Origin of the sequence: Streptomyces sp. A2-16, from assembly GCF_018128905.1 — a bacterium.
In the GTDB taxonomy this organism is placed as follows: domain Bacteria; phylum Actinomycetota; class Actinomycetes; order Streptomycetales; family Streptomycetaceae; genus Streptomyces.
In genome coordinates this window covers 9,009,714-9,034,457 of the sequence record NZ_CP063808.1, presented here as the reverse complement: position 1 = coordinate 9,034,457, position 24,744 = coordinate 9,009,714, and the positions used below count along the sequence as shown (strand labels likewise).

The following is a 24,744-nucleotide window of genomic DNA, read 5'->3' as shown; positions in this document are numbered from 1 at the left end:
TCCATGCATGTGACACGGCGTATCAGAGAGAAGAAGCCGGTCGGACGCCGGACCCTGTTGGTGGCCGCCGGCATCGCCGTCGCCCTCGGCGTCACCGGCACCGCGGTCGCCTCGACCTACCGGTTCGGCACCCAGCAGGTCGCGCAGAACACCGCCGACGGCGAGGTCATCTCCAGCGACCAGTTCCTCAAGCCGTACGGCAGCCGGACCGTCATCGACGACGGCAAGATCATGTCGTCGACGGTCAGCCCGGACGGCACCCACCTCGCGGCCGCGGTCACCGACGGCGACGCCGCACTGGTGATCATGGACCTCGCGACCGGGCAGGTGAAGCAGAGGATCGGCGCCAACGCGGCGGACGACCTCCGCATCGCCGCCGCCTCGGTCGGCCAGGAGGGCCCCACCTACTCGCCCGACGGCAAGCAGCTGTGGCTCGGACAGGCCACCGGCTACACGAAGTTCACGGTCGCAGCGGACGGGACCCTCGCCGATCCGGTGGCCGTCCCGATCCCGACCGTCGGCACCCAGCAGGCCCTGGTCGGCGCGGCCGTGTTCTCCGCCGACGGCTCCACCGTGTACGCGGCGGTCAACGGCCAGAACAAGGTCGTGGCCCTCGACGCGGCCACCGGTACCGTCGAGCAGAGCTGGGCCGTCGGCACCGCGCCCCGCGGTCTCGCCCTGGTCGACGGCAAGCTGTACGTCAGCAACGAGGGCGGCCGCCCGGCCAGGGCCGGTGAGACCACGATGAACTCGTACGGCACACAGGTGCCTGCCGACCCCGAGACGGGCGCCTCGACCACCGGCACGGTCAGTGTCATCGACACCGCGCACCCGGCCGCGGCCGTCGGCACCCTCACCGTCGGCCTCCATCCGACCGCCGTCTACGCAGAGAACGGCACGGTGTTCGTCACCAACACCGCCGACAACAGCGTCTCCGTCATCGACACCCGCAGGAACAAGGTCGTCCAGACCATCGCCACCCAGCCCTGGCCCGAGGCGAAGGTCGGCTACGAGCCCGACGCGGTCACCCTCACCGACGACGGCCGGCTGTTGGTGACGCTGGGCCGCGCGAACGCGGTTGCCGTCTACCGGTACAAGTCCGCGCAGGAACCGGCGAGTTACGTCGGTCTGCTCCCCACCGACTACTTCCCCGCCGAGATCACCACCGTGGGCGGGAAGGTCGTCGTCTCCAACACCCGCGGCATCGACGCCCGCCGCCCCACCACGGCCGCCGGTCACGGAACCCACGACACCACGTCGAGCCTCACGCAGTTCACGCTGCCGAGCGACCTCGTGATCAGGGCGCAGACGGCGACGGTCTTCCGGCAGAACGGCTGGACGCCCGGCTCGGTCACGACGGCCAAGGGCACCCGTCACGCCAGGCCGGTGCCGGTCCCCGCCCGCCTCGGCGACCCCTCGACGATCAAGCACGTCTTCCTGCTGGTCAAGGAGAACCGCACCTACGACCAGGTCTACGGCGACATGGCACAGGGCGACGGCGACGCGGCGCTCGCCACCTTCGGCGCCAACGTCACACCCAACCAGCACGCCCTGGCCCAGCAGTTCGGCCTCTACGACAACTTCTACGACATCGGCACGAACTCGGCCGAGGGCCACAACTGGCTGATGCAGTCGGACAACCCGGAGTACACCGAGTCCTCCGCCGGTGAGTACACGCGCAGTTACGACACCGAGAACGACGTCCTCGGCCACCAGAAGTCAGGGTTCCTGTGGACCGGGGCGCAGGCGGCCGGCAAGTCGGTCAAGGACTTCGGCGAGTTCCAGTCGATCGAGTCCAAGCCCTCCGGCGCGACCTGGCAGAACCTGTACTGCGACTCGAAGACCATGGCCGCGACCGGGGCGCCGACCCAGTACCCCATCCGGACCGGCTCGGCGATCCCCTCGCTCAACGAGGTCTCCGTGCAGGGCTTCCCGATGTTCGACCTCGATGTCCCGGACATCTACAAGGAACAGATCTGGAAGCAGGACTTCGAGAAGAACGGCCCGGCGAACCTGAACATGTTCTGGTTCTCCGACGACCACACCGGCGGCCCGGCCAACGCCTCCGCCGAGGTCGCCGACAACGACCTCGCGGTCGGCCGGATGGTCGACGAGATCTCCCACAGCACGTACTGGAAGGACTCGGCGATCTTCGTCGTCGAGGACGACTCCCAGAACGGCCTCGACCACGTCGACGGCCACCGGGCGCCGGTCCAGATCATCAGCCCCTACGCCCAGCACGGCACCGTCGACAGCCACTACTACACGCAGATCACGATGATCCGCACGGTCGAGCAGATCCTCGGGATCCACCCGATGAACCAGAAGGACAGCGCGGCCACACCGATGTACGGGGCGTTCACGGGGAAGCCGGACGACACCCCGTTCACCGCGGTGCCCAACCGCACCTCGCTGACCCTCGGCGTGAGCCCCACGCCCTCGTGCGGCGCGGACACCCCGGCCGCCCAGGACGCCGACGCGGCCCCCGCGCCGACGACCGCCGCGGTGCCCGAGGCCCGGCGGAACCTCGCCGCGCAGTGGAAGACATGGGCCTCGCACCAGCGCCTGACCGGTGCGCACGCGGTGCCGGACTACGCCAACGCCGAGCAGATGAACCGCTACACCTGGTACCAGACGCACGCCTGGACCGAGCCGTACCCCGGCGACAGGAAGGTGTACGCGCCGAACGACGTGCCCGGCGCCTACCTCCCGTCACCGGAGTCCGACGGCTGACCGGCGACCGGGAATCAGTGGCCGGTGTGCTGCCGGTCCAGCGCCCCGTGCGCCGCGGCTCTCCGAGGAGCACCCTGGAAGCACACGCTTCGGAGGTGATCGTCATGACGCACACCACTGTGGGATGGCACATCGAGTTGGAGTTCCAGGAGGACGACCAGCACACGCGGGCGGCCGCGATGGTACGGCTGCCGGACGGCACCGAGGTGCGCACGCACGGGCATGCCACCCGCCACCGGTCCGACAGCAATCAGCCGAGGGTGGGAGAGGAGGTCGCCGGCGCCCGTGCGCTGAACGAACTCGCGATGCAACTGCTCACCAAGGCCCACGACGAGATCGACGCGGCGTCCGGTCGGACGTCCCACTCGATCAACGTGTGAGCCGCTACAGCGCCGCCCGCACCGCCCTCACCAGGGCCTGCGCCCTGGGGTCCGCCGTCACCGTCCTGCGGAAGCCGTTGGTGACATAGCCGAAGGCGATGCCGCTCTCCGGGTCGGCGAAGCCGAGGGAGCCGCCGCGGCCGGGGTGCCCGAAGGAGCCCGCGCCGAGGAACGGCGAGGCGCTGCCGTGCAGCATGTGGCCGAGGCCGAACCGGGTGTTCACGACGAGCACCCGGTCCGGGCCCGCCGACTCCTCGGCGCGGGCGAGTTCGACCGTGGCCGGGTCGAGGAGGCGCACCCCGTCGACCTCGCCGATCATCGCCGCGTAGATCCGCGCCAGGCCGTCGGCCGTGGCGATCCCGTTGGTCGCGGGCAGGGCGCTCGCCCGGTACGCCGGGGTGTTCTGATCGGGGAAGGGGGTGATCGCGGCGAAGGCGCGACGGGTGAGGGAGCCGGGGTCCTCGTAGGCCTCGGTGACGGAGCGCCTGGGCCGGGCGCGCAGGCCGCCGGCGGGCTCCGGTCCCTCGACCCGCCCGACCCGTCCGGCCCGTCCGGCCGCTTCCTCCTCGGGCGGCAGCCCGAGCCAGAACTCGGCCCCCAGCGGCCCGGCGATCTCCCGCGCGATCCACGCACCGGCGCCGAGCCCGGTCACCCTGCGCACCAGTTCGTCCAGCATCCAGCCGTACGTCAGCGCGTGATACCCGTGGTCCGTGCCGGGCTCCCAGACGGGTGCCTGGGCGGCGGCCGCCTCGGGGCCCTTCAGCGGGTCCAGGGCCTCCTCGGGGGTGAGCGGCCGGTCGATCACCGGCAGCCCGGCCCGGTGGTTCAGCACCTGCCGGACCAGCACCCGCTCCTTGCCGCGCGCCTTGAACTCGGGCCAGTACTCGGCGACCGGCGCGTCCAGGTCCAGTTCCCCGCGCTGGTGCAGCAGCAGGACTGCGGCGGCAGCGACGCCCTTGGTGGCCGAGCGCACGACCTGCGCGGTGCCGCGCTCCCAGGGCTCGGTGCCGTCGATGTCCCGGGTGCCGGCCCACAGGTCGACCACCTTGCGGCCGTCCCGGTACACGGCGACGGCCGCGCCCCGGTCCCCGAGAGCCTCGAAGTTGCGCGCGAACACGTCCCTGACCGGCTCGAAGCCGTCGGCGACCGTGCCGTTCACGTCCACGTGCATGCCCTTCCTGCGTGCGGGTGTTCCTGTGTCACCCAAGCAGGATCGTCACGTCGATGTTCCCGCGGGTCGCGTTCGAGTACGGGCAGACCTCGTGGGCCGCGTCCACGAGCTTCGCCGCGAGGTCCGCGTCGAGGACCGGCAGGGAGACGCTCAGGGCGACCGCGAGGCCGTAGCCGCGGTGCTTGTTGGGGCCGATGCCGACCTTCGCGGCGACCGTGGAACCGGTCAGGTCGTAGCCCTCGCGGTTGCCGACGAGGATCAGCGCGTTGTGGAAGCAGGAGCTGTATCCGGCGGCGAACAACTGCTCCGGGTTGGTGCCGTTTCCGTCCCCGCCCAGCGCCGGGGGCATCGCGACCTTGAGCTCGATCTGGCCGTCCTGGCTGGTGACATAGCCGTCCCGGCCGCCGTGCGCGGTGGCCTCGGCGACATACATGATCTTCGTCGGCCGGGTGTCGACGGCTGTTTCCTCAGGCATGGCTGATCTCCCCCCGGAGAAGTGCGCGCAAGTACATCGTGCACAAGGTACCGGCCGGTAGGTCGGGGTCGGGTTACCAGGGGGTAGTGACTTCGGGTAACAGAAGGTCAGCGGGGGCGTTCGGCCGCGGCGTCCGCCCGTTGCGCGAGCCGGTGCAGCTCCTCGCGCAACCGCGCGGCCTCCGTGCTGTCGAGGGCCGTCGCCGCGAGCAGGGCGCCGGGGACGGCTGCCGCGCGCTCCTTGAGGTCCTGTGCGCGTCCCGTGCACGCCACCCGCACGGAACGCTCGTCGCTCGCCGCGCGCTCCCGGCTCACCAGCCCCGCGCTCTCCAGCCGCTTGAGCAGCGGCGAGACCGTGCCGTAGTCGAGGCGCAGGGCGCCGGCCAGCTCCTTCACCGTCGTCTCGCCGCGCTCCCACAGCACCAGCAGCACGAGGTACTGCGGGTAGGTGAGCCCCAGCTCGTCGAGGAGGGGCCGGTACGCGGCGGTCACCGCGCGCTGGGCGGCGTACAGCGCGAAGCACAACTGGTCGTCGAGCAGCAGCGAGCCGGCGTCCTCTTCGTTCGTCACGCGCCCATTGTCACGGACCGCGGATCGAATCCGAAGGGCAACTCCAGCCGGTGGGCCCGCATCAGCTCGTCGTCGGCGAGGAGTTCGCCGGTCCTCCCGTCCGCGGCGATGGTGCCCTCGCTCAGGATCAGCGAGCGCGGGCACAGCTCAAGCGCGTACGGCAGATCGTGCGTGACCATCAGGACCGTCACGTCCAACGAGCGCAGGATGTCGGCGAGTTCGCGGCGGGAAGCCGGGTCGAGATTGGAGGAGGGCTCGTCCAGGACGAGGATCTCCGGCTCCATCGCGAGCACGGTCGCCACCGCCACCCGGCGCCGCTGCCCGAAGGAGAGGTGGTGCGGGGGCCTTTGCGCGTAGTCCGCCATGCCGACCCGCTCCAGAGCGGTCCGCACGCGTGCCTCCAGCTCGGGCCCCTTCAGCCCGGCCGCCGCCGGCCCGAACGCCACGTCCTCGCGCACGGTCGGCATGAAGAGCTGGTCGTCGGGGTCCTGGAACACGATCCCGACCCTGCGCCGGATCTCCGCCATGTGCTGTCGGCCCACGGGCAGTCCGGCGACCCTGACCGTGCCCACCCCGCCGCTCAGGATGCCGTTGAGGTGCAGCACGAGGGTCGTCTTGCCGGCGCCGTTCGGTCCGAGCAGCGCGACCCGCTCGCCGCGCGCGATCGAGAAGTCCACGCCGAACAGGGCCTGGTGCCCGTCCGGGTAGGCGAAGGCGAGGCCGGAGACCTCCAGGGAAGCAGTGCTCACAGGGCCCATCCCAACACACAGACGACAAGGGCGGCGACGGGGAGCGCGAGGGCGTACGACCACTGCGCCCGGGACGCGGTCACCTCGTCGATGACGGGCATCGAACCGGCGTAACCGCGGCTCACCATGGCCAGATGCACCCGCTCGCCGCGCTCGTAGGAGCGGATGAACAGCGCGCCGGCCGACTTCGCGAGGACGCCCCAGTGCCTGACGCCGCTCGCCTCGAACCCCCGCGACTCCCGCGCGATCCGCATCCGCCGCATCTCGTCGGTGATGACGTCGCCGTAGCGGATCATGAAGGACGCGATCTGGACGAGGAGCGGCGGCAGCCGGAGCCGTTGCAGTCCGAGCAGCACGGAGCGCAGTTCGGTGGTGGACGCCAGCAGCACCGACGCGGCGACGCCCAGCGTGCCCTTGGCGAGCACGTTCCACGCCCCCCACAGCCCGCTCACGCTCAGGGACATCCCGAGCACCTCGACCCGCTCGCCCTCCGCGACGAACGGCATGAGCACCGCGAACGCCACGAACGGCACCTCGATCAGCAGCCGCTTCAGCAGGAAACCGGCGGGCACGCGCGCGAGGTACGCGACGACGCCCAGCAGGACGGCGTACAGGCCGAACGCCCACATCGCCTCGCGCGGGGTCGACACGACGACCACCACGAAGGCGAAGGCCGCCGCGAGTTTCGTGTGCGGCGGCAGGCCGTGCACGGGCGAGTGCCCGTGCCGGTAGAGCCGGTGCGCGTGCCCCGCCCCCATCTCAGACGCCGCTCGTGCTCGCCGGCGAGACGTCGGCCGTACGACGCCTGCGGACCGCCCAGAACACCGTGCTGCCCGCGACGACGGTCACGCCGACGCCGATCACGCCCGCCAGCCCCCCGGACAGGCGGGCGTTCTCGACGTCCTTCACGCCGTAGTCGGCGAGCGGCGAGTCCGCCGTGGCGTGCTCCTCGGTTTTGGCGTCGATGCCCTTGTCGGCGGCGACCTTCTCCAGCCCGTCGGGGTTCGCGGAGGCGTAGAAGCTCACGAATCCGGCGAGCACCAGGGAGGCGACGAGGCCCGTGATCCAGACCTTGCGGTGGGAGCGGGCGGCGACGGGCGCGGTGTCCGGCACGTCGACCAGTTCGCCGCCGACCCGCAGCTTGAGCTTCTGCCGGAGGCCCCGCGCGCCGTACACCAGGTCGGGGCGTACGGCGACGACGGCACCGACGGTCAGCGCGGTGATGACCGCCTCGCCGATGCCGATCAGGACGTGGACGCCGACCATGGCGGTGGCCACCTTCTCGATGGAGACGTCGGTGGTGCCGCCGACCGCGTAGATCAGGGTGAACGCGACGGCCGCGGCGGGCACGGAGAGCACGGCGGCCACGAAGGAGGCCGCGGTGATCGAACCGCGCCTGCGCGGGAGCACCTTCACCAGCCCGCGGAAGACGGCGTACGCCACGACCGTCGTCACCACGGCCATGTCGGTGATGTTCACGCCGAGCGCGGTCAGGCCGCCGTCCGCGAAGAGGATGCCCTGCATGAGAAGGACGACCGAGACGCACAGGACACCCGTGTACGGGCCCACGAGGATCGCGGCCAGCGCCCCGCCGAGCAGGTGTCCGCTGGTGCCCGCGGCGACGGGGAAGTTGAGCATCTGCACGGCGAAGATGAACGCCGCGACGAGGCCGGCCAGCGGCGCGGTGCGTTCGTCCAGCTCACGGCGGGCGCCGCGCAGGCTCACCGCGACGGCGGCCGCGGCGACCGCTCCGGTCGCTGCCGAGAGGGGGGCGTCTATGAATCCGTCAGGCACATGCACCGTTCGATGATAGTGGCTTGTTGCGAACTCTTTGCAAGAGAGCTGCGCCACGAACAGCAAGTGACAAGCTTTCGGCCCGGGGAGCGGAACGCACGAAATGTGCGACGCTGGGTAGGGAATGGACGCACAGCTTCCGCACAGGTTACGCAGCGTGAGAGGGCCGTCACGATGTCTGTAGTCGAACAGTACGCACGAGCCCACATCGTTTCGGACGCGGACATCGCGGAGGACGAGGCGATCCCGGTGGTCCTGCGCTACGACCCGGACATCGACCCGCGCTCGGTACGGGTCGGACTGCCGGGCACCCACGAGTGGACCTTCTCCCGGGCACTGCTCGAGCAGGGGCTCAGGGCCCCGGTCGGCACCGGTGAGGTACGGGTGTGGCCGTGCGGGCGGGTGCAGGCCGTGGTGGAGTTCCACTCGCCGCAAGGGGTGTCGGTGGTGCAGTTCGAGCAGAAGGCACTGCTCAGGTTCCTGCGGCGCACCTACACGGCCACCGCCGCGGTGCGCGGCTAGCGGGGGAGGGCCGGCCGGAGAGGCTAGCCGCCCATCTTCAGCAGGGCCGCCACGATCGGGCCCGCGGTGTCGCCGCCGTGGCCGCCCGCCTGGACGACGCCCGCGGCCGCGAGGTCGCCCCGGTACGCGGTGAACCAGCCGTTCGGCTTCTTCTGGCCGTCGACCTCCGCGGAACCGGTCTTCGCGCCGACGTTGCCGGTGACCCCGGACATCGCCTCGGCCGCCGTGCCGTAGCCCGCCGTGTACGCCATCAGCTCACGCAGCTGCGACAGAGTGCCCGAGGACAGCGAGCGCGAGGCGGTGGCCAGGGTGCGGTGATCGACCGAGGGGGACACCAGGTAGGGCTGCTTGAAGGTGCCGGACTCGACGGTGGCGGAGACCGACGCCATGTTCAGCGGATTCATCCGGACCCCGCCCTGACCGATCAGCGAGGCCGCCTTCTGGGCCGCGCTCTGCACCGGCACCGCGCCGTCGAAGGACGGGACGCCGATCGCCCAGTTGTTCATGGACAGACCGAAGACCTGCTGGGCCTGCTTGGTCAGGCTGTCGTTGTCCAGCTTGCCCGCCTGGCTGATGAAGGCGGTGTTGCAGGAGCGGGCGAAGCTCGCCTTGAAGGTGCCGCCCTTGATCTCGAACTTGTCGTCGTTCTGGAACTTCCAGCCGCCGTACGTGAAGTACTTCGGGCAGGGGTGCGTCTTGTCCGCAGACGCGAGGCCCTTCTCGATCAGCAGCGAGGAGGTGACGACCTTCATCGTGGAGCCCGGGGCGAGGGAGCCCTGGAAGGCGGTGTTGAAGCCGTGGCCCGCGTTCGCCACCGCGAGGATCTCGCCGGTCGAGGGGCGCAGGACGACGACGGAGGACCGCGCCTGCTTCTCCACCTGGGCCTCGGCCGCCGCCTGGAGCGTGGGGCTGAGGGTCGTCCGCACGGTGCCCGGGGTGCCCTTGCTGAGCTCCACCAGGGTCTTGTCGGAGTCCTTGGGCTCGGAGGAGTCGGCGTCCTTGGCGCGGATCACCCGCAGCTCGATGCCCGCCTTGCCGCCGGCCTTCTTGCCGTACTTGTCGCGCAGCCCGTCCAGCACGGTGCCCAGCGACGGGTACTTGGCCTCGGTGATCTCGCCGCCGTCCCGGTCGACCGCCTTGATGGGCGGGGTCCCGGACTCGCCGGTGACCAGGGTGTCGCCGTCCTTGAGGTCGGGGTGGACGACCGAGGCGGTCCAGTCGACCTGGGGCTTGCCGGTGGTGGTGTTGCGGACGACGGTCAGCGAACTCCCGTACGCCAGCGGCTTGCTGAGGCCCTTGTACGTCACCGTCGCCTTGACGGAGAAGGGCACCTTGTCGCCGGTGGGGGTGCCCGGGGTGAGGGTGACGCCGGTGAGGTGGGCGTCCTTGGTGTAGCCGGTGAGGAGGGCGGTCGCCGCCTTGGCGTCGCTGGTCGCGGCGGCGGCCGTGCTCACCCTGCCCTGCTGCCAGGAGGTCAGGAAGGTGGTCGCGGTGGTGGTGACCTCGGCCGCCGAGAGCGGTCCGGTCTTGACCTTCGGCTTGTGGTCGGCGGCCGCGGACGTGTTCTGCGTCCGGTCGTCGGCCGCCGCTCCGGCGCCGTACAGCGCGTAGACGCCGAGGCCGGCGCCGCCGACGACGACGGCGATCATCCCGCCGACCACGGCGGGCTTGGTCTTCCGTCGCTCGGCGACGCGCCTTCTGCTACCCACGGCTTCCGATTCCTCCGCCAGTTCCCAGGGTCCCCGTTGCCCTCATCCATCCCAACGACGGCAACAGACTAGAGTCCCTGCCCTGCGCGGGTGACGTCAGCCTGCGGCTCGTAGCACAGCTGCGACAATCGGGCCCGCCGCGTCGCCGCCGTGGCCGCCCTCCTCGGTCATGGCCGCCGCCGACACGTCGTTGCGGAAACCGGTGAACCAGCTGTTGGACACCTGCTGTCCGTCGACCTCCGCGGAACCGGTCTTCGCGCCGATGTCCCCGCCGAGGCCGGCCATCGCCTTGGCCCCGGTGCCCTGCGTCGCGGTCAGCCGCATCATCTGCCTCAGCTGGGAGGCCGTGTTGTACGGCAGTCCCTTGGCGGTGGCCAGTTCGCGGTCGTCGAGCTTCGGCGAGACGAGGTAGGGCTGGCGGAAGGTGCCGGTGATGGCGGTGGCCGTCACCGAGGCCATGTTCAGCGGGTTCATCTGGACCTGGCCCTGGCCGATCGCGTTCGCCGCCCGGTCCGGACCGCTGACCGCGGGGACCTTGCCGTCGAAGGAGACGATGCCGGTCTTCCAGTCCTCGCCGATCCCGAAGCGGTTCTGGGCCTCCAGGGTCAGCGACTCGTCGGTGAGCGGCTTCTCGTCGATCAGCTTGATGAAGGCGGTGTTGCAGGACCGCATGAAGCTGTTGGCGAGCGTGGCGTTCTCGTTGGGCTCCATGCCGGTGAGGTTCTTGAAGGTCTGCCCCTGCCACACGGCGTCGGGCGGGCAGGGCGCCGGGCCGTTCATCGAGGTCACGCCGTTGTCGATGAGCATCGCGGCGGTGATGATCTTCATCGTGGAGCCGGGGGCCTTGGTGCCCTCGAAGGCCGCGTTGAAGGAGTCCGTACGGTTGTTGGCCACGGCCAGCACCTCGCCGGTGCTGGGCTTGACGGCCACGACCGAGGACTGCTTGTACAGCTTCACGGCCTTCTCGGCGGCCGCCTGCGCGGTCGCGCTGATCGTGGTCTCCAGCTTGCCCGGCTTGCCCTCGGCGAGGGTCAGCAGGGAGGTGTCGGGGCTCTGGTCGGGGTGCTTGACGACCAGTTCGACACCGGGGGTGCCGCCCGCCTCGCTGCCGTACTTCTCGCGCAGGGCGTCCAGGACCGGGCCCAGCGACGGGTACTTCTCCTTGGTGAGCACCTTGCCGCCGCGGTCCACCGCCTCGATGGCCGGGTTCGCGGACTCGCCGGTGACGAGCCGGTCGTCCCGCTGGAGCTTCGGGTAGACCAGGGAGGGCTGCCAGTCGACGAGCGCCTTCCCGGTGGTCACCCCGCGCACGACGGTCAGCTTGCTCCGGTACGCCAGCGGCTTCGACTTCCCGCCGTAGGAGACGGTCGCCTGCACGCTGTACGGCACGGTCGTGCCGGTCGCCTTGCCGGGCGTGATCCTCACGTCACCGATGTGCGCGTCCGCCTTGTAGTCCGTCAGCAGGACCTCGGCCGTCGTGCTGTTGTTGGTGAGGGCGGCCGCGATCGCCGCGTCGCCCTTCTCCCAGGCCGCGAAGAACTTCTCGGAGGTCTCCTTGACCTCGTCGGCACTGGGCGGCCCGCTCCGCTTGGCGTCCCCGACCCCACCGCTGCCGTCGTCGCTCATCGCCGACACGAAGTTGTACGCCCCGTATCCGGCCCCGCCGACCATCACGGCGAACACCGCGCTGACGACAGCGACCTTCACCCCCTTGGCCATGATCTGGCCCCCTCCCCGATTCCCCGTTGTTGTGGGAACTCTAAGCGGGAGGTGTGGCAAGCGGGGTAAGAGTTTTCTGATTCCTCGGGGCGGGTGCTCAATCACATAGGTGAACTCCAGCCCGCTAGACCCAGGTGTCCAGCCACATCCGCGACCGCCAGTCGTCGATCGGGATGGTGGTCCCGGTGTACAGGGGCCAGAAGTAGATGAAGTTCCAGGCGATCAGGAGGACCAGGACGCCCGCTGCCGTGGCGCCCGCCACCCGGCGGGTCTCGGAGGCGCGCGGGGGGCCGAGGAGGGCGCCGATGAGCATGGCGACGGCCAGGCAGAGGAAGGGGAGGAAGACGATCGTGTAGAAGAAGAAGATCGTGCGTTCCTGGTAGTTGAACCAGGGCAGGTAGCCCGCCGCGATGCCGCAGGCGATGGCACCCGCCCGCCAGTCGCGGCGGAAGAACCAGCGCCACAGGACGTAGAGGATCGCGAAGCAGGCGGCCCACCACAGAAGGGGCGTGCCGATCGCCAGCACCTCGCGCGCGCACTTCTCGCCCGCGTTCACCGGGCAGCCGTCGGTGCCGGGCGAGGGGGACTCGTAGAAGTACGAGACCGGGCGGCCGTCGACGATCCAGCTCCACGGGTTGGACATGTACGTGTGCGGCGAGGACAGGCCGACGTTGAACTTGTAGACCTCGTGCTCGTAGTGGATCAGGCTGCGCCACCAGTCGGGCAGGAAGGTCCAGCTGCCGCCCTTGCCGTCGGTCGCGGCCCAGTTGCGGTAGTAGCCGCCGGTGCCGTCAGCGGGCGAGAGGATCCAGCCGATCCACGAGGTGAAGTAGGTGACGACCGCGACCGGGACCATGGCGAGGAACGCGATGCCGAGGTCGTGCTTGAGGACCGCCTCGTAGGGGTGCCGCGCGCCCGCGACCCGGCGCGAGCCGACGTCCCACAGGACCGTCATGATGCCGAACGCGACGAGGAAGAACAGGCCGTTCCACTTGGTGCCGATGGCCAGGCCCAGGAGCAGACCGGCCAGCCAGCGGTAGGGGCGCCACCCCAGGCGCAGGGTGTCCGCGATGTGCGCCTCGGGGCGCACGAGGCCGTGGGAGTCGGCCGGCAGCGCTGCCGCGAGCTTCTCCCGGGCCCTGTCACGGTCGATGACCAGGCACGCGAACGCGGACAGCACGAAGAACATCAGCACGCCGTCGAGCAGCGCGGTCCGCGCCATCACGAAGGCCAGGCCGTCCACGGTCATCAGCGCGCCCGCCAGACAGCCCAGGAAGGTGGAGCGGAAGATCCGGCGGCCCACCCGGCACACGATCAGCACCGACAGCGTCCCCAGCAGCGCCGTCATGAACCGCCAGCCGAACGGGTCGAACCCGAACATCAGCTCGCCGAGCCCGATGACGTACTTGCCGACCGGCGGATGCACGACATAGGCGGCGTCCGTCGGCAGCGGGACGTGCCCGTTCGAGGACAGGATCTGGCTGTCGACGTTCTTGCCCCAGCTGAGCTCGAAGCCCCGGTGCACGAGCGCCCACGCGTCCTTCGCGTAGTACGTCTCGTCGAATATCACCTTCTTCGGGCTGCCCAGGTTCCAGAACCGCATCAGCCCCGCCACCAGCGTCACCAGCAGCGGCCCGAGCCAGCCCGACCAGCGCGTGATCCGCTCGGCGAGCACCCGGGGCACGCCCAGGACCTGCCACATCCGTGGGCTCGGCACGACGTAGGGCGGCACCAGGCGGTCACGCACATCGGTTCCGGTCTCGGCCGTGTAGCCGAATCGGCGGAGCCTCTGCTGCCACGACGGCCGCCGGTCCTGGGGGGCCTGGTCCTGCCGGGTGTCCGTGGAGGACGTGGTACTGGTCACCGCGCCATCGTAGGGAACCGTGCTGTGTGAGTCCCGTGCATGGGCGGATGCGTCCGGTTCGGGGCGCCCCTGGGAGGATGGGGACGTGACTGGAACCCTTGTCTTGGCGGGCACCCCCATCGGCGACATCGCGGACGCTCCTCCCCGGCTCGCGGAGGAACTGGCCGGGGCCGACGTGGTCGCGGCCGAGGACACCCGGCGGCTGCGGCGCCTGACCCAGGGCCTCGGCGTGACGCCCAAGGGGCGGATCGTGTCGTACTTCGAGGGCAACGAGGCCGCCCGTACGCCCGAACTGGTCGAGGAACTCCTCGGTGGCGCACGTGTGCTGCTCGTCACCGACGCGGGGATGCCGTCGGTGTCCGACCCCGGGTACCGGCTGGTCGCCGCGGCCGTGGAGAAGGACGTCCGCGTCACCGCCGTACCGGGGCCGTCCGCGGTGCTCACTGCGCTCGCGCTGTCCGGGCTGCCCGTCGACCGGTTCTGCTTCGAGGGGTTCCTGCCGCGCAAGAGCGGTGAACGGCTGTCCCGGCTGCGGGAGGTCGCCGACGAGCGGCGCACCCTCGTGTACTTCGAGGCCCCCCACCGGCTCGACGACACGCTGGCGGCCATGGCCGAGGTGTTCGGGGCCGAGCGGCGGGCGGCGGTCTGCCGGGAGCTGACGAAGACGTACGAGGAGGTCAAGCGGGGGGCGCTCGGTCCGCTCGCCGAGTGGGCCGCCGAGGGGGTCCGGGGGGAGATCACCGTCGTCGTCGAGGGGGCGCCAGAGAAGGGCGCCGAGGAGGTCGACGACGCGGAGCTGGTGCGCAGAGTGCGGGTGCGCGAGGAGGCGGGGGAGCGGCGCAAGGAGGCGATCGCGGCGGTCGCCGTCGAGGTGGGAGTGCCCAAGAGGGTCGTTTTCGATGCGGTCGTGGCCGCGAAGAACACCTCTTCCTGAAGTGCCGCATGAGGTGGGTCACACCCCCTCTGAGCAGGGCGCATGACGTGTGAGCGTGCGCCCCATGTGTCGGCAAAGCGGTGTCTCGGAATGCAAAGCTCCGCGTGGTCCCGCAGGGCGTTTCGGCAAGGAACGTCCAAGTCGGAGCCAACACTCGACAGGGCTGTCGCCATCGTGTCCCCGGAGGCGTCCACTGGGGTGAGGGACGTACCCGTCCTTCGAACCAGCGGACACACAGGAGCTGGCATGAGCGAGATCGCAGGGCACCCTGGTGCGACGGCAGTCGTCAACGAGTCCTACTCCTTCGCCTGCATGCGCTGCGGGCACGGGTGGGAGCAGTCGTACGAGATAGAGCACCACATCGACGGCGACGGCCGGGAGTTCGTGCAGTACGTGGTGGACGGACGGGTCGTGCCCTCGCCGCTCTCCAAGCCCACATGCGCGAACTGCGACCACCACGTCGTACGGATCATGCGGCCCGGCCGGGTCGCGTCCGCCCGTGACGCGGCACACCGCACGCCTCCCGCCGGGCCCGTGGCGGCACCGACGGCCGGGGACCCGGCGCGGGAGCCGGGCCAGGAGCACCACTGGCACCTCGCCGACCTGCTGCACGTCTTCCAGCGCAAGGCGAGCTGAGCTCCGGAACCCGGACGGGCATGCCCCTTTCGTAGGATCGGGGCATGCCTTCGAACAGCCCCCGCGAGAAGAACGCGGCACCCCCGCTCCCGGCGCCCCTGCGGGTTCCGGTCGCCGACTCCCACACCCACCTGGACATGCAGGACGGGACTGTGGAGGAGGGGCTCGCGAAAGCCGCGTCGGTCGGGGTGACCACGGTCGTCCAGGTCGGCTGCGACCTGCGCGGCTCGCGGTGGGCGGCCGAGACGGCGGCCCGGTACGACGCCGTCCACGCCACCGTCGCCCTGCACCCCAACGAGGCGCCGCGGATCGTCCACGGCGACCCCGACGGCTGGTCCCGCCAGGGGGCGCGCGAGGCCGGGGGCACTCCGGCGCTCGACGAGGCGCTCTCCGAGATCGACCGCCTGGCCGGGCTCCCGCAGGTCAAGGGCGTCGGCGAGACCGGCCTCGACCACTTCCGCACCGGGCCCGAGGGCAAGGAGGCGCAGGAGGCGTCCTTCCGCGCCCACATCGAGATGGCCAAGCGGCACGGCAAGGCGCTCGTCATCCACGACCGCGACGCCCACGCGGACGTCCTGCGCGTGCTCAAGGAGGAGGGCGCCCCCGAGCGCACCGTCTTCCACTGCTACTCCGGTGACGCCGAGATGGCGGAGATCTGCGCCCGCGCCGGATACTTCATGTCCTTCGCCGGCAACGTCACCTTCAAGAACGCCCAGAACCTGCGGGACGCGGTGGCCGTGGCCCCGCTGGAGCTCCTCCTCGTGGAGACCGACGCGCCCTTCCTGACGCCGGTGCCGTACCGCGGACGGCCCAACGCCCCCTATCTCATTCCGGTCACGGTCCGCGCCATGGCCGCCGTGCGGGGCATCGACGAGGACGCGCTGGCCACGGCACTCGCCGCCAACACCGCACGCGCCTTCGGGTACTGACCCTCTCGAACGTAACTCCGGGTAGCCGCGTCGCTTTGGAGAGTGACGATCGCTCCGCTAGGTTCTGTGGGCCCGATCCGGACCCCTCTGGACCCCTCGGCCCCTGGAGCGTGTCGGCGTGAGCAACTCGCAGTACGAGACGTATCAGGCGTACGAGCCGTACGAACCCCTGCCGTACGGCGGTTTCGACACGCCCCCCACCGATCCGCACACCACGCAGACCCTCGCGTACGGGGTCCACGGGGCTCCGGAGACGGCGCTGACCCTGCCGTACGAGGACACCTACCGGCCCGCGTACGAGGTGCCGGAGTCGATGCTTCCGCGGCAGACGGCCGGGCGGCGGGCCGCCCGCCGGCGCCGGACGCGGTCCGCGGAGCGGCCGGACAGCGCGATGCGCCGGCTGCTTCCGCAGGCGCTGGTGGTCGCCTTCCTGGCGGGCGGGACCACCGCCTTCGTCGCCAAGGACAAGGCGATCGAGCTCACCGTCGACGGCAGACCGCGCACCCTGCACACCTTCGCGGACGACGTGACCGAACTGCTCGCGGAAGAGGGAGTCGAGGTCGGGGCGCACGACATGGTCGCGCCCGCGCCCGGCGAGGAACTCGCCAGCGGGGACGAGGTCGCGGTGCGTTACGGGCGTCCCCTGCGGCTCACCCTCGACGGCCACCGGCGTGAGGTGTGGACCACGGCACGGACGGTGGACGGGGCCCTCGAACAGCTCGGGGTGCGTGCGGAGGGCGCGTATCTGTCCACCTCGCGCTCCCGGCCCATCGGGCGGGAGGGGCTCGCGCTGGACGTGCGCACCGAGCGGTCCGTGACGATCATGGCCGACGGCCGGGCGCGGACGATCCGGACGAACGCGGCGACCGTGGGGGAGGCCGTCCAGGAGGCCGGGGTCACCCTGAGCGGGATGGACACCACCTCGGTGGCGCCCGGGAGCTTCCCGCGCGACGGCCAGACCGTCACCGTGCTGCGGATCACCGGGACCAGGGAGGTCCGCGAGGAGCGGATCCCCTTCCGTGAGGAGCGGAGCGCGGACGCCTCCCTGTTCAAGGGCACCGAGGTCATCGACCAGGTGGGGACACCGGGGGTGCGACGGGTCACGTACTCCCTGCGGACCGTCAACGGGGTCAGGCAGAAGCCCCGGCGGATCAGGGTCGAGACGGTGCGGGAGCCCCGGACGCAGGTCGTGCGGGTCGGCACGAGGCCGATGCCCACGTCCGTGCAGGGCGCGGACCATCTGAACTGGCAGGGCCTCGCGCACTGCGAGTCCGGCGGCCGCCCCGACGCGGTGGACCCCTCGGGGACGTACGGCGGCCTGTACCAGTTCGACACGAGGACCTGGCAGGGGCTCGGAGGCTCCGGCCGCCCGCAGGACGCCCCCGCGGCGGAACAGACCTTCCGCGCGAAGAAGCTGTACGTACGACGGGGAGCGAGCCCGTGGCCGCACTGCGGCGGCCGGTTGCACGGATGAGTGGGCGCGACCGGCCCCCACCGGCCCGCGGCTAGGCTGTCCACGTGAGCAGCCCCTCCTCAGACGCCCTCCTCGGTCCCGCCGACATCCGCGAACTCGCGGCCGTGCTCGGCGTGCGCCCCACCAAACAGCGCGGCCAGAACTTCGTGATCGACGCGAACACGGTCCGCCGGATCGTCCGCACCGCCGGCGTCCGGGACGGCGATGTGGTCGTCGAGGTCGGCCCGGGGCTCGGCTCGCTCACGCTCGCGCTGCTGGAGGCGGCGGACCGGGTCACCGCCGTCGAGATCGACGACGTACTCGCCGGAGCCCTGCCCGCCACCATCGCGGCCCGCATGCCCGAGCGCGCGGACCGGTTCGCCCTCGTGCACTCGGACGCCATGCACGTCACCGAGTTGCCGGGCCCCGCGCCCACCGCACTCGTCGCGAACCTCCCCTACAACGTCGCCGTACCCGTGCTGCTGCACATGCTCGACACCTTCCCGAGCATCGAGCGCACCCTCGTCATGGTGCAGGCGGAGGTCGCCGACCGGCTCGCCGCGCCGCCCGGTTCCAAGGTGTACGGCGTCCCGTCCGTGAAGGCCAACTGGTACGCCGAGGTCAAGCGGGCCGGATCGATCGGCCGCAACGTCTTCTGGCCCGCCCCGAACGTCGACAGCGGGCTCGTCGCGCTCACCCGCAGGACCGAGCCGATCAAGACCACCGCGTCCAAGCGCGAGGTCTTCGCCGTCGTCGACGCGGCCTTCGCCCAGCGCCGCAAGACCCTGCGGGCCGCGCTCGCCGGGTGGGCCGGGTCTGCCGCCGCGGCCGAGACGGCCCTCGTGGCGGCCGGGATCTCGCCCCAGGCCCGCGGCGAGGCGCTCACCGTCGAGGAGTTCGCGCGGATCGCCGAGCACGCGCAGCAGAAGGGGCCGGTCCAGCAGTGAGCGTCACCGTCCGCGTCCCCGCCAAGGTCAACGTCCAGCTCGCCGTGGGCGCCGCCCGCCCCGACGGCTTCCACGACCTCGCCAACGTCTTCCTCGCGGTCGGCCTCCACGACGAGGTGACCGTGACACCCGCCGAGGAGCTCCGGGTCACCTGCGAGGGCCCGGACGCCGCCCAGGTCCCCCTCGACCGTACGAACCTCGCCGCCCGGGCCGCGATCGCCCTCGCCGAGCGGCGCGGGATCGAGCCCGCCGTGCACGTCCACATCGCCAAGGACATCCCCGTCGCCGGCGGCATGGCGGGCGGCAGCGCGGACGGCGCCGGCGCGCTGCTGGCCTGCGACGCGCTGTGGGGCACGGGCGCCTCCCGCGAGGAACTCCTCGACATCTGCGCCGAGCTGGGCAGCGACGTGCCGTTCAGCCTGGTCGGCGGGGCCGCGCTCGGGACGGGACGCGGGGAGAAGCTGCGCACCCTCGACGTCGGGGGCACCTTCTCGTGGGTGTTCGCGATGGCGGAGCGCGGTCTTTCGACCCCGGCCGTCTTCCGCGAGTTCGACCGGCTCGCCGAGGGCCTCGACGTCCCCGAGCCCGTCGCCTCCGAGGCACTCCTCGACGCGCTCGCCGAGGGCGACCCGGAGGCGCTCGCCGCCGCCGTCTCCAACGACCTCCAGCCCGCCGCCCTCTCGCTCTTCCCGGAACTCTCCGACACCCTCGCGGCCGGCAGCTCGGCCGGTGCTCTCGCCGGGCTCGTCTCGGGTTCGGGCCCCACCACGGCCTTCCTCGCCCGCGACCCGGAGTCGGCGGCGAAGATCGCGGACGCACTGCGTGCCTCCGGCACCTGCCGGGCGGTGCGTACGGCCTCGGGGCCGGTGCCGGGTGCGACGGTGATCCGGGCGTAGCGGTCGGACTACCCTGGAGGGTCGATCGATCCCCCTGGGCAGGAGAGAAATGGCCGTCAATCTGGTCAATGTCGAGAACGTCAGCAAGGTGTACGGCACCCGTGCCCTGCTGGACGGTGTCTCGCTCGGCGTCTCCGAGGGCGATCGCATCGGCGTCGTGGGCCGCAACGGCGACGGCAAGACCACCCTGATCCGCATGCTCGCCAAGCTGGAGGACGCCGACACCGGACGCGTCACGCACTCCGGCGGACTGCGCCTCGGCGTCCTCACCCAGCACGACTCCCTGGACCCCACGGCGACCGTCCGGCACGAGGTCATCCGGGACATGGCCGACCACGAGTGGGCCGGCAACGCCAAGATCCGGGACGTGCTCACGGGACTCTTCGGCGGACTCGACCTGCCCGGCTTCCCGCAGGGCCTCGACACCGTCATCGCGCCGCTCTCCGGCGGCGAGCGCCGCCGTATCGCCCTCGCCAAGCTGCTCATCGAGGAACAGGACCTGATCGTCCTCGACGAGCCCACCAACCACCTCGACGTCGAGGGCATCGCCTGGCTGGCCAAGCACCTGCGCGAGCGGCGCTCGGCACTCGTCTGCGTCACCCACGACCGGTGGTTCCTCGACCAGGTCTGCACCCGCATGTGGGACGTGCAGAAGGGCGACGTCTTCGAGTACGAGGGCGGCTACTCCGACTACGTCTTCGCCCGCGCCGAGCGGGAGCGGATCGCCGCCACCGAGGAGACCAAGCGGCAGAACCTCGTCCGCAAGGAGCTGGCCTGGCTGCGCCGGGGTGCCCCCGCCCGGACGTCCAAGCCGCGCTTCCGCGTCGAGGCCGCCAACGAGCTCATCAAGGACGTGCCGCCGCCGCGGGACAGCAGCGAGCTGATGAAGTTCGCGTCCTCGCGGCTGGGCAAGACCGTCTTCGAGCTGGAGGACGTGACCGTCCAGGCCGGGCCCAAGGTGCTGCTCAAGCATGTGACCTGGCAGCTCGGTCCCGGCGACCGGATCGGTCTCGTCGGCGTCAACGGCGCGGGCAAGACCTCGCTGCTGCGGGCCATGGCCGAGGCCGCGCGGACCGAGGGCGAGACCCAGCCGGTGGGCGGGCGGGTCGTGGTCGGCAGGACCGTCAAGCTCGCCTACCTCTCCCAGGAGGTCGCCGAGCTCAACCCCGCGCTGCGGGTGCTGGAGGCCGTCCAGCAGGTGCGGGAGCGCGTCGACCTCGGCAAGGGGCGCGAGATGACCGCCGGGCAGCTGTGCGAGACCTTCGGCTTCAACAAGGAGAAGCAGTGGACGCCGGTGGGGGACCTGTCCGGTGGTGAGCGGCGGCGGCTGCAGCTGCTGCGGCTGCTGATGGACGAGCCGAACGTGCTGTTCCTGGACGAGCCGACGAATGATCTGGACATCGAGACGCTGACCCAGCTGGAGGACGTTCTCGACGGGTGGCCCGGCTCGATGGTCGTCATCTCCCACGACCGGTTCTTCCTCGAGCGGACGACCGACCGGGTCTTCGCGCTGCTCGGCGACGCCACACTGCGGATGCTGCCGCGGGGCATCGACGAGTACCTGGAGCGACGGCAGCGGATGGAGGAGGCGGCCGCCGCCTCGGTGCCCGTGGTGTCGAAGCCCGCCGTGGAGAAGAGCTCCGCCGATCAGCGTGTCGCGAAGAAGGAGCTCCAGAAGATCGAGCGGCAGCTCGACAAGATCTCCGAGCGGGAGACGAAGCTGCACGCTCAGATCGCGGACAACGCGACCGACTTCGCGAAGGTGGCCTCCCTCGACGCCGAACTGCGGGATCTTGCCGGGGAGCGCGAGGAGCTGGAGATGCGGTGGCTGGAGCTCGCCGAGGACGCGTGAAGGTGCGGCACATCGTCCTCGAACGACAGGAAAGCCAGGAATTCAGCACTTCCGGGACACTTCTCACCGGTAGGGGGAGCGCAACGTCGAACTAGCGTGTAGCTTCCGGGGGCATGAAGGGCGGGAGTGCCGGGAGAGGGCCTCTGCCCGTGCGGATCAGTGGGCATCCATAGTGGGGCATTCACGCGGATCCATTGGGGGGACTGGGGGGTTGCTCGATGGGAGTTCGGCTCATGGTGGTCGACGACCACCGATTGCTCGCCGAGGCGTTGGCCTCGGCATTGAAACTGCGCGGGCACCGGGTGCTCGCGGCGGCGGCGCCGGCGGCGGGGGCGGCGGAGCTGGTGATCAGCCGGGCGCCTGAGGTGTGCCTGCTGGGGACGGCGACTCCGGCCGAGCCGGGGATGTTCGACCCGGTCGTGAAGATCAAGCGGGAGCGGCCGCAGGTGGCGGTGCTGGTGCTGGGGCCGGTGCCGAGTCCTCGGGGGATCGCTGCGGCGTTCGCGGCGGGGGCGTCGGGGTACGTCCGGCACGACGAGCGCATCGAGGGGGTCGAGCGGGCGATCATGAAGGCGCGGGCGGGGGAGGCGGCGGTTGCTCCGCAGTTGCTGCAGGGGGCGTTCAGTGAGCTGCTGAATCCCGCGGCCCAGCCGGACGACGAGGGGCAGCGGTTGCTGCAGATGCTGACGCCTCGGGAGGTGGAGGTGCTGGTGCGGGTGGCCGACGGGGAGGACACGCGGCTGATCGCGGCGGGGATGGGGATAGCGCCGTCCACTGCTCGGACGCATGTGCAGCGGGTGCTGATGAAACTGGGGGTGGGGTCGAGGTTGGAGGCGGCGGCGTTGGCTGCGCGGACGGGGTTGCTGGATCGGGCGGGGCCGGTGGCACAGGCCCAGCTTCAGCCTCCGGCGGCGGGGCCGTGATGCCTGCGGCGCAGCTGCGGGTTCGGTGGGGGTTGTTGTAGCGCGTCGGGTTCGGTGGGTGGGTCGGGGCCGGGGTGGGGGGTGTCCGTCCTCGGTCCGGCGGTTGCTGTGCCTTGAGATGTGCTCGGTGACGGACGCCGGCCGCTGCGGGCGGACACCCCCCACCCCGTCCCCTTGCCGCCGTACGCGGCCAACCGCCCGCGGCACCGCACGGTCCGGCGAGCGGCTCGCGGTGGCGCGAGTGGCCCTCGGTCCGTCGTGCCGGGCGGTCGGGCGAACGGCCCGTCCTGGCGCCGGGTCACTGCAACTCCCCAGGGGCGCGGGGAACTGCGCGACCGGCCACGACGGACCCGCACCCGCCCGACCACCTGATCCGGCACCCCACTAGGCGCCCGGTCCAAGCCCAGCGCAGCTGCCCGGCACCGCCTAGGCGCCGTCACCCTCCTCCTCGTCCACCCGCACAGGCACCGCAGGCTTCAGCTTCAGCCAGGTCAGGAAGAAGATGCCCAGGGCCAGCATGCCGAGGCCGGTCCAGAGGTTGATGTTGATGCCCTCCGACTTGTCGAGGGAGGAGTCGGAGGGGTTGATTCCGGCGATCGTGACGATGATGCCGTAGAGGACGAACAGGCCGCCGATGATGCGGCGCAGGTCGAAGATGCGGGCCGCCGTGGCGGACTTGGCCTGGAGGTCGGTGACCTCCCGCTGGACGTCGTGTTCGGAGTAGTCGTGGTGCTCCGCGGACATGGTTCCTCGATTCTTCCGCGATCAGAACGAGAAGGGGATGTAGCAGGCGGCGGCCAGGACGACCGCACCCCAGCCCAGCAGGGCCGGCCTGCGGTACCACGCGTCGTCCCCGGCGGCGGGCGGCTCGGACATGCCGGGGGACGTCGTGCCGTAGACCAGGCCCTGGAGTTCCTCGGCCGGCTTCGGGGCCGTGAACAGGGACACGACGACCATGACCACTCCACCGGCGACGAAGCCGACGATCGCGGAGACGAAGTTGGCGCCCTGGTCGGAGGGGATGTCGATGATGCCCTGCTTGTAGATCCAGAAGTAGTTCACCATCGCCGCGACCGTGCCGGCGAGCAGGCCCCAGAAGCCGGACTTCACGGACGCGCGCTTCCAGAACATGCCGACGATGAAGACGACGAACATCGGCACGTTGAAGAAGGAGAACAGCGTCTGGAGGTAGCTCATGATGTTCGAGAAGGACGAGGCGAGGAAGGCCGTGCCCACGGAGGCGCAGACGCCGATCACCGTGATCAGGCGGCCGAAGCGGACGTAGTACTCGTCCTCGCGGCCCCGTACGACGTAGCGGCCCCAGATGTCGTTCGTGAACACCGTGTTGAAGGACGAGACGTTCGCCGCCATGCCTGCCATGAAGGCCGCCAGGAGGCCCGTGACCGCGATGCCGAGGACGCCGTTCGGCAGGAGCTGTTCCATCAGGTACGGGATGGCGTCGTTGTACTGGTAGCCCGATTTCGTGGTGCCGAAGCCGGGGATCAGGGCGGCTGCCACCAGGCCCGGGATCATCACCAGGAACACGATGAAGATCTTCGGGTACGCGGCGATCAGAGGGGTGCGCTGGGCCGCTGACAGGTTCTTCGCCGACAGTGCGCGCTGGACCTCCGCGAAGTTCGTCGTCCAGTAGCCGAAGGACAGCACGAAGCCGAGGCCCAGGACGATCGTCAGCCAGTTCGCGCCCAGCGGGTTCGCGCTGCCGATGCCCGTGCCGCCCCAGGCGGTCGTGAAGTTCTCGCCGTGCTGCGCCGTCAGTTTGTCCGTGAGGCCGCCCCAGCCGCCGACCTTCTTCAGGCCCAGGACGACCAGCGGGATCAGGGCCGCCAGGATCACGAAGAACTGGAGGACCTCGTTGTAGATCGCGGAGGACAGGCCGCCGAGCGTGATGTAGGCGAGGACGAAGGCGCCGGCGACGACGATGGCCACCCACTGCGGCCAGCCCAGCAGGGCCTCGACCACGATCGCGAGGGCGTAGAGGTTCACGCCCGCGATCAGGATCGCCGCGAAGGCGAACAGGGCCGAGCTGAACAGGTGGGCCCACTTGTCGAAGCGCAGGAGGAGCATCTCGGGGACCGAGCGCACCTTGCTGCCGTAGTAGAAGGGCATCATCACCAGGCCGAGGAAGACCATGGCCGGGATGGCGCCGATCCAGTACCAGTGGACCGTGTACGCGCCGTACTGCGCGCTGTTGGCGGCCATGCCGAGGATCTCCGTCGCGGCCAGGTTGGCCGAGATGAAGGCGAGGCCCGTGATCCAGGCCGGCAGCGAGCGGCCCGAGAGGAAGAAGTCGAGGCTCGTCTTGACCGAGCGGCGGGCCGCGAAGCCGATGCCCAGGACGACGACGAAGTAGATGCCGAGGATCGTGTAGTCGAGCCAGTTGGTCGGGAGCCTCAGCTCGGCCGCGAGGTATGCGGCTTCTGCGCCTTTTGTGGGGTTTTGCATAGTCAGCAATTGAACACCTCGACTGA

22 protein-coding genes are annotated in these 24,744 nt (G+C 70.9%); 11 read left to right on the top strand and 11 right to left on the bottom strand.

What is annotated here, in order from left to right:
* Positions 1-3 precede the first annotated feature (3 nt).
* Complete coding sequence (locus IOD14_RS40460; protein ID WP_212672874.1) at positions 4-2,733, top strand: alkaline phosphatase family protein; 2,730 nt, start codon at positions 4-6, stop codon at positions 2,731-2,733.
* A 104-nt stretch (positions 2,734-2,837) separates the two neighbouring features.
* On the top strand, positions 2,838-3,113 hold the full coding sequence (locus IOD14_RS40455; RefSeq protein ID WP_123989842.1) for a DUF1876 domain-containing protein: 276 nt from the start codon (positions 2,838-2,840) through the stop codon (positions 3,111-3,113).
* Positions 3,114-3,117: 4 nt separating this feature from the next.
* Here IOD14_RS40455 and IOD14_RS40450 read toward each other — a convergent pair whose 3' ends face one another.
* The 6 genes from IOD14_RS40450 to IOD14_RS40425 form a co-directional block, all read right to left on the bottom strand.
* A complete protein-coding gene (locus tag IOD14_RS40450; protein ID WP_212673502.1) occupies positions 3,118-4,278 on the bottom strand; it encodes a serine hydrolase domain-containing protein in 1,161 nt (386 codons plus the stop codon).
* Positions 4,279-4,312: 34 nt separating this feature from the next.
* Positions 4,313-4,759 carry an organic hydroperoxide resistance protein gene (locus IOD14_RS40445; protein ID WP_123989840.1) on the bottom strand — a complete coding sequence of 149 codons (447 nt, stop codon included), beginning with the start codon at positions 4,757-4,759 and terminating at the stop codon, positions 4,313-4,315.
* A gap of 107 nt (positions 4,760-4,866) precedes the next feature.
* A complete protein-coding gene (locus tag IOD14_RS40440; protein ID WP_123989839.1) occupies positions 4,867-5,328 on the bottom strand; it encodes a MarR family transcriptional regulator in 462 nt (153 codons plus the stop codon).
* The gene (locus IOD14_RS40435) at positions 5,325-6,086 is read right to left on the bottom strand and encodes an ABC transporter ATP-binding protein (RefSeq protein WP_123989838.1); all 762 of its coding nucleotides are present in this window, start codon (positions 6,084-6,086) and stop codon (positions 5,325-5,327) included. Before IOD14_RS40435 ends, IOD14_RS40440 begins: the two co-directional genes overlap by 4 nt.
* Positions 6,074-6,835, bottom strand: a complete 762-nt coding sequence (cbiQ, locus tag IOD14_RS40430; RefSeq protein ID WP_123989837.1) for a cobalt ECF transporter T component CbiQ — start codon at positions 6,833-6,835, stop codon at positions 6,074-6,076. The genes IOD14_RS40435 and cbiQ overlap by 13 nt, the downstream gene beginning before the upstream one ends.
* A gap of 1 nt (position 6,836) precedes the next feature.
* Complete coding sequence (locus tag IOD14_RS40425; protein WP_123989836.1) at positions 6,837-7,877, bottom strand: energy-coupling factor ABC transporter permease; 1,041 nt, start codon at positions 7,875-7,877, stop codon at positions 6,837-6,839.
* Between the two features lie 168 nt (positions 7,878-8,045).
* Here IOD14_RS40425 and IOD14_RS40420 point away from each other — a divergent pair, with 168 nt between their 5' ends.
* Positions 8,046-8,393 (top strand): SsgA family sporulation/cell division regulator, encoded by a 348-nt coding sequence (locus IOD14_RS40420; RefSeq protein ID WP_123989835.1) that lies wholly within the window; start codon positions 8,046-8,048, stop codon positions 8,391-8,393.
* 23 nt (positions 8,394-8,416) lie between these two features.
* Here IOD14_RS40420 and IOD14_RS40415 read toward each other — a convergent pair whose 3' ends face one another.
* The 3 genes from IOD14_RS40415 to IOD14_RS40405 all read right to left on the bottom strand — a co-directional run bounded on the left by IOD14_RS40415 (position 8,417) and on the right by IOD14_RS40405 (position 13,685).
* On the bottom strand, positions 8,417-10,102 hold the full coding sequence (locus tag IOD14_RS40415) for a penicillin-binding transpeptidase domain-containing protein (protein ID WP_212672873.1): 1,686 nt from the start codon (positions 10,100-10,102) through the stop codon (positions 8,417-8,419).
* Between the two features lie 96 nt (positions 10,103-10,198).
* Complete coding sequence (locus IOD14_RS40410) at positions 10,199-11,821, bottom strand: penicillin-binding transpeptidase domain-containing protein (protein WP_123989833.1); 1,623 nt, start codon at positions 11,819-11,821, stop codon at positions 10,199-10,201.
* A 124-nt stretch (positions 11,822-11,945) separates the two neighbouring features.
* Positions 11,946-13,685 (bottom strand): phospholipid carrier-dependent glycosyltransferase, encoded by a 1,740-nt coding sequence (locus tag IOD14_RS40405; RefSeq protein ID WP_123989832.1) that lies wholly within the window; start codon positions 13,683-13,685, stop codon positions 11,946-11,948.
* Positions 13,686-13,770: 85 nt separating this feature from the next.
* Between IOD14_RS40405 and rsmI the strand changes: the two genes are divergently transcribed.
* The 8 genes from rsmI to IOD14_RS40365 all read left to right on the top strand — a co-directional run bounded on the left by rsmI (position 13,771) and on the right by IOD14_RS40365 (position 22,255).
* Complete coding sequence (gene rsmI, locus IOD14_RS40400; protein WP_212672872.1) at positions 13,771-14,619, top strand: 16S rRNA (cytidine(1402)-2'-O)-methyltransferase; 849 nt, start codon at positions 13,771-13,773, stop codon at positions 14,617-14,619.
* A gap of 246 nt (positions 14,620-14,865) precedes the next feature.
* A complete protein-coding gene (locus IOD14_RS40395) occupies positions 14,866-15,255 on the top strand; it encodes a hypothetical protein (protein WP_123989830.1) in 390 nt (129 codons plus the stop codon).
* Between the two features lie 44 nt (positions 15,256-15,299).
* A complete protein-coding gene (locus IOD14_RS40390; protein ID WP_212672871.1) occupies positions 15,300-16,184 on the top strand; it encodes a TatD family hydrolase in 885 nt (294 codons plus the stop codon).
* Between the two features lie 118 nt (positions 16,185-16,302).
* Entirely contained in the window at positions 16,303-17,658 is a 1,356-nt protein-coding gene (locus IOD14_RS40385; protein ID WP_212672870.1) for a resuscitation-promoting factor, read from the top strand.
* A 44-nt stretch (positions 17,659-17,702) separates the two neighbouring features.
* Positions 17,703-18,584 (top strand): 16S rRNA (adenine(1518)-N(6)/adenine(1519)-N(6))-dimethyltransferase RsmA, encoded by an 882-nt coding sequence (rsmA, locus tag IOD14_RS40380; protein WP_212672869.1) that lies wholly within the window; start codon positions 17,703-17,705, stop codon positions 18,582-18,584.
* Positions 18,581-19,480 (top strand): 4-(cytidine 5'-diphospho)-2-C-methyl-D-erythritol kinase, encoded by a 900-nt coding sequence (locus IOD14_RS40375; protein ID WP_212672868.1) that lies wholly within the window; start codon positions 18,581-18,583, stop codon positions 19,478-19,480. Before rsmA ends, IOD14_RS40375 begins: the two co-directional genes overlap by 4 nt.
* A gap of 49 nt (positions 19,481-19,529) precedes the next feature.
* Complete coding sequence (locus IOD14_RS40370; protein ID WP_123989825.1) at positions 19,530-21,332, top strand: ABC-F family ATP-binding cassette domain-containing protein; 1,803 nt, start codon at positions 19,530-19,532, stop codon at positions 21,330-21,332.
* 218 nt (positions 21,333-21,550) lie between these two features.
* Positions 21,551-22,255, top strand: a complete 705-nt coding sequence (locus IOD14_RS40365) for a response regulator transcription factor (protein ID WP_123989824.1) — start codon at positions 21,551-21,553, stop codon at positions 22,253-22,255.
* A 426-nt stretch (positions 22,256-22,681) separates the two neighbouring features.
* Here IOD14_RS40365 and IOD14_RS40360 read toward each other — a convergent pair whose 3' ends face one another.
* On the bottom strand, positions 22,682-22,999 hold the full coding sequence (locus IOD14_RS40360; protein ID WP_212672867.1) for a hypothetical protein: 318 nt from the start codon (positions 22,997-22,999) through the stop codon (positions 22,682-22,684).
* Between the two features lie 21 nt (positions 23,000-23,020).
* The gene (locus IOD14_RS40355) at positions 23,021-24,718 is read right to left on the bottom strand and encodes a sodium:solute symporter family protein (RefSeq protein WP_123992695.1); all 1,698 of its coding nucleotides are present in this window, start codon (positions 24,716-24,718) and stop codon (positions 23,021-23,023) included.
* Positions 24,719-24,744 lie beyond the last annotated feature (26 nt).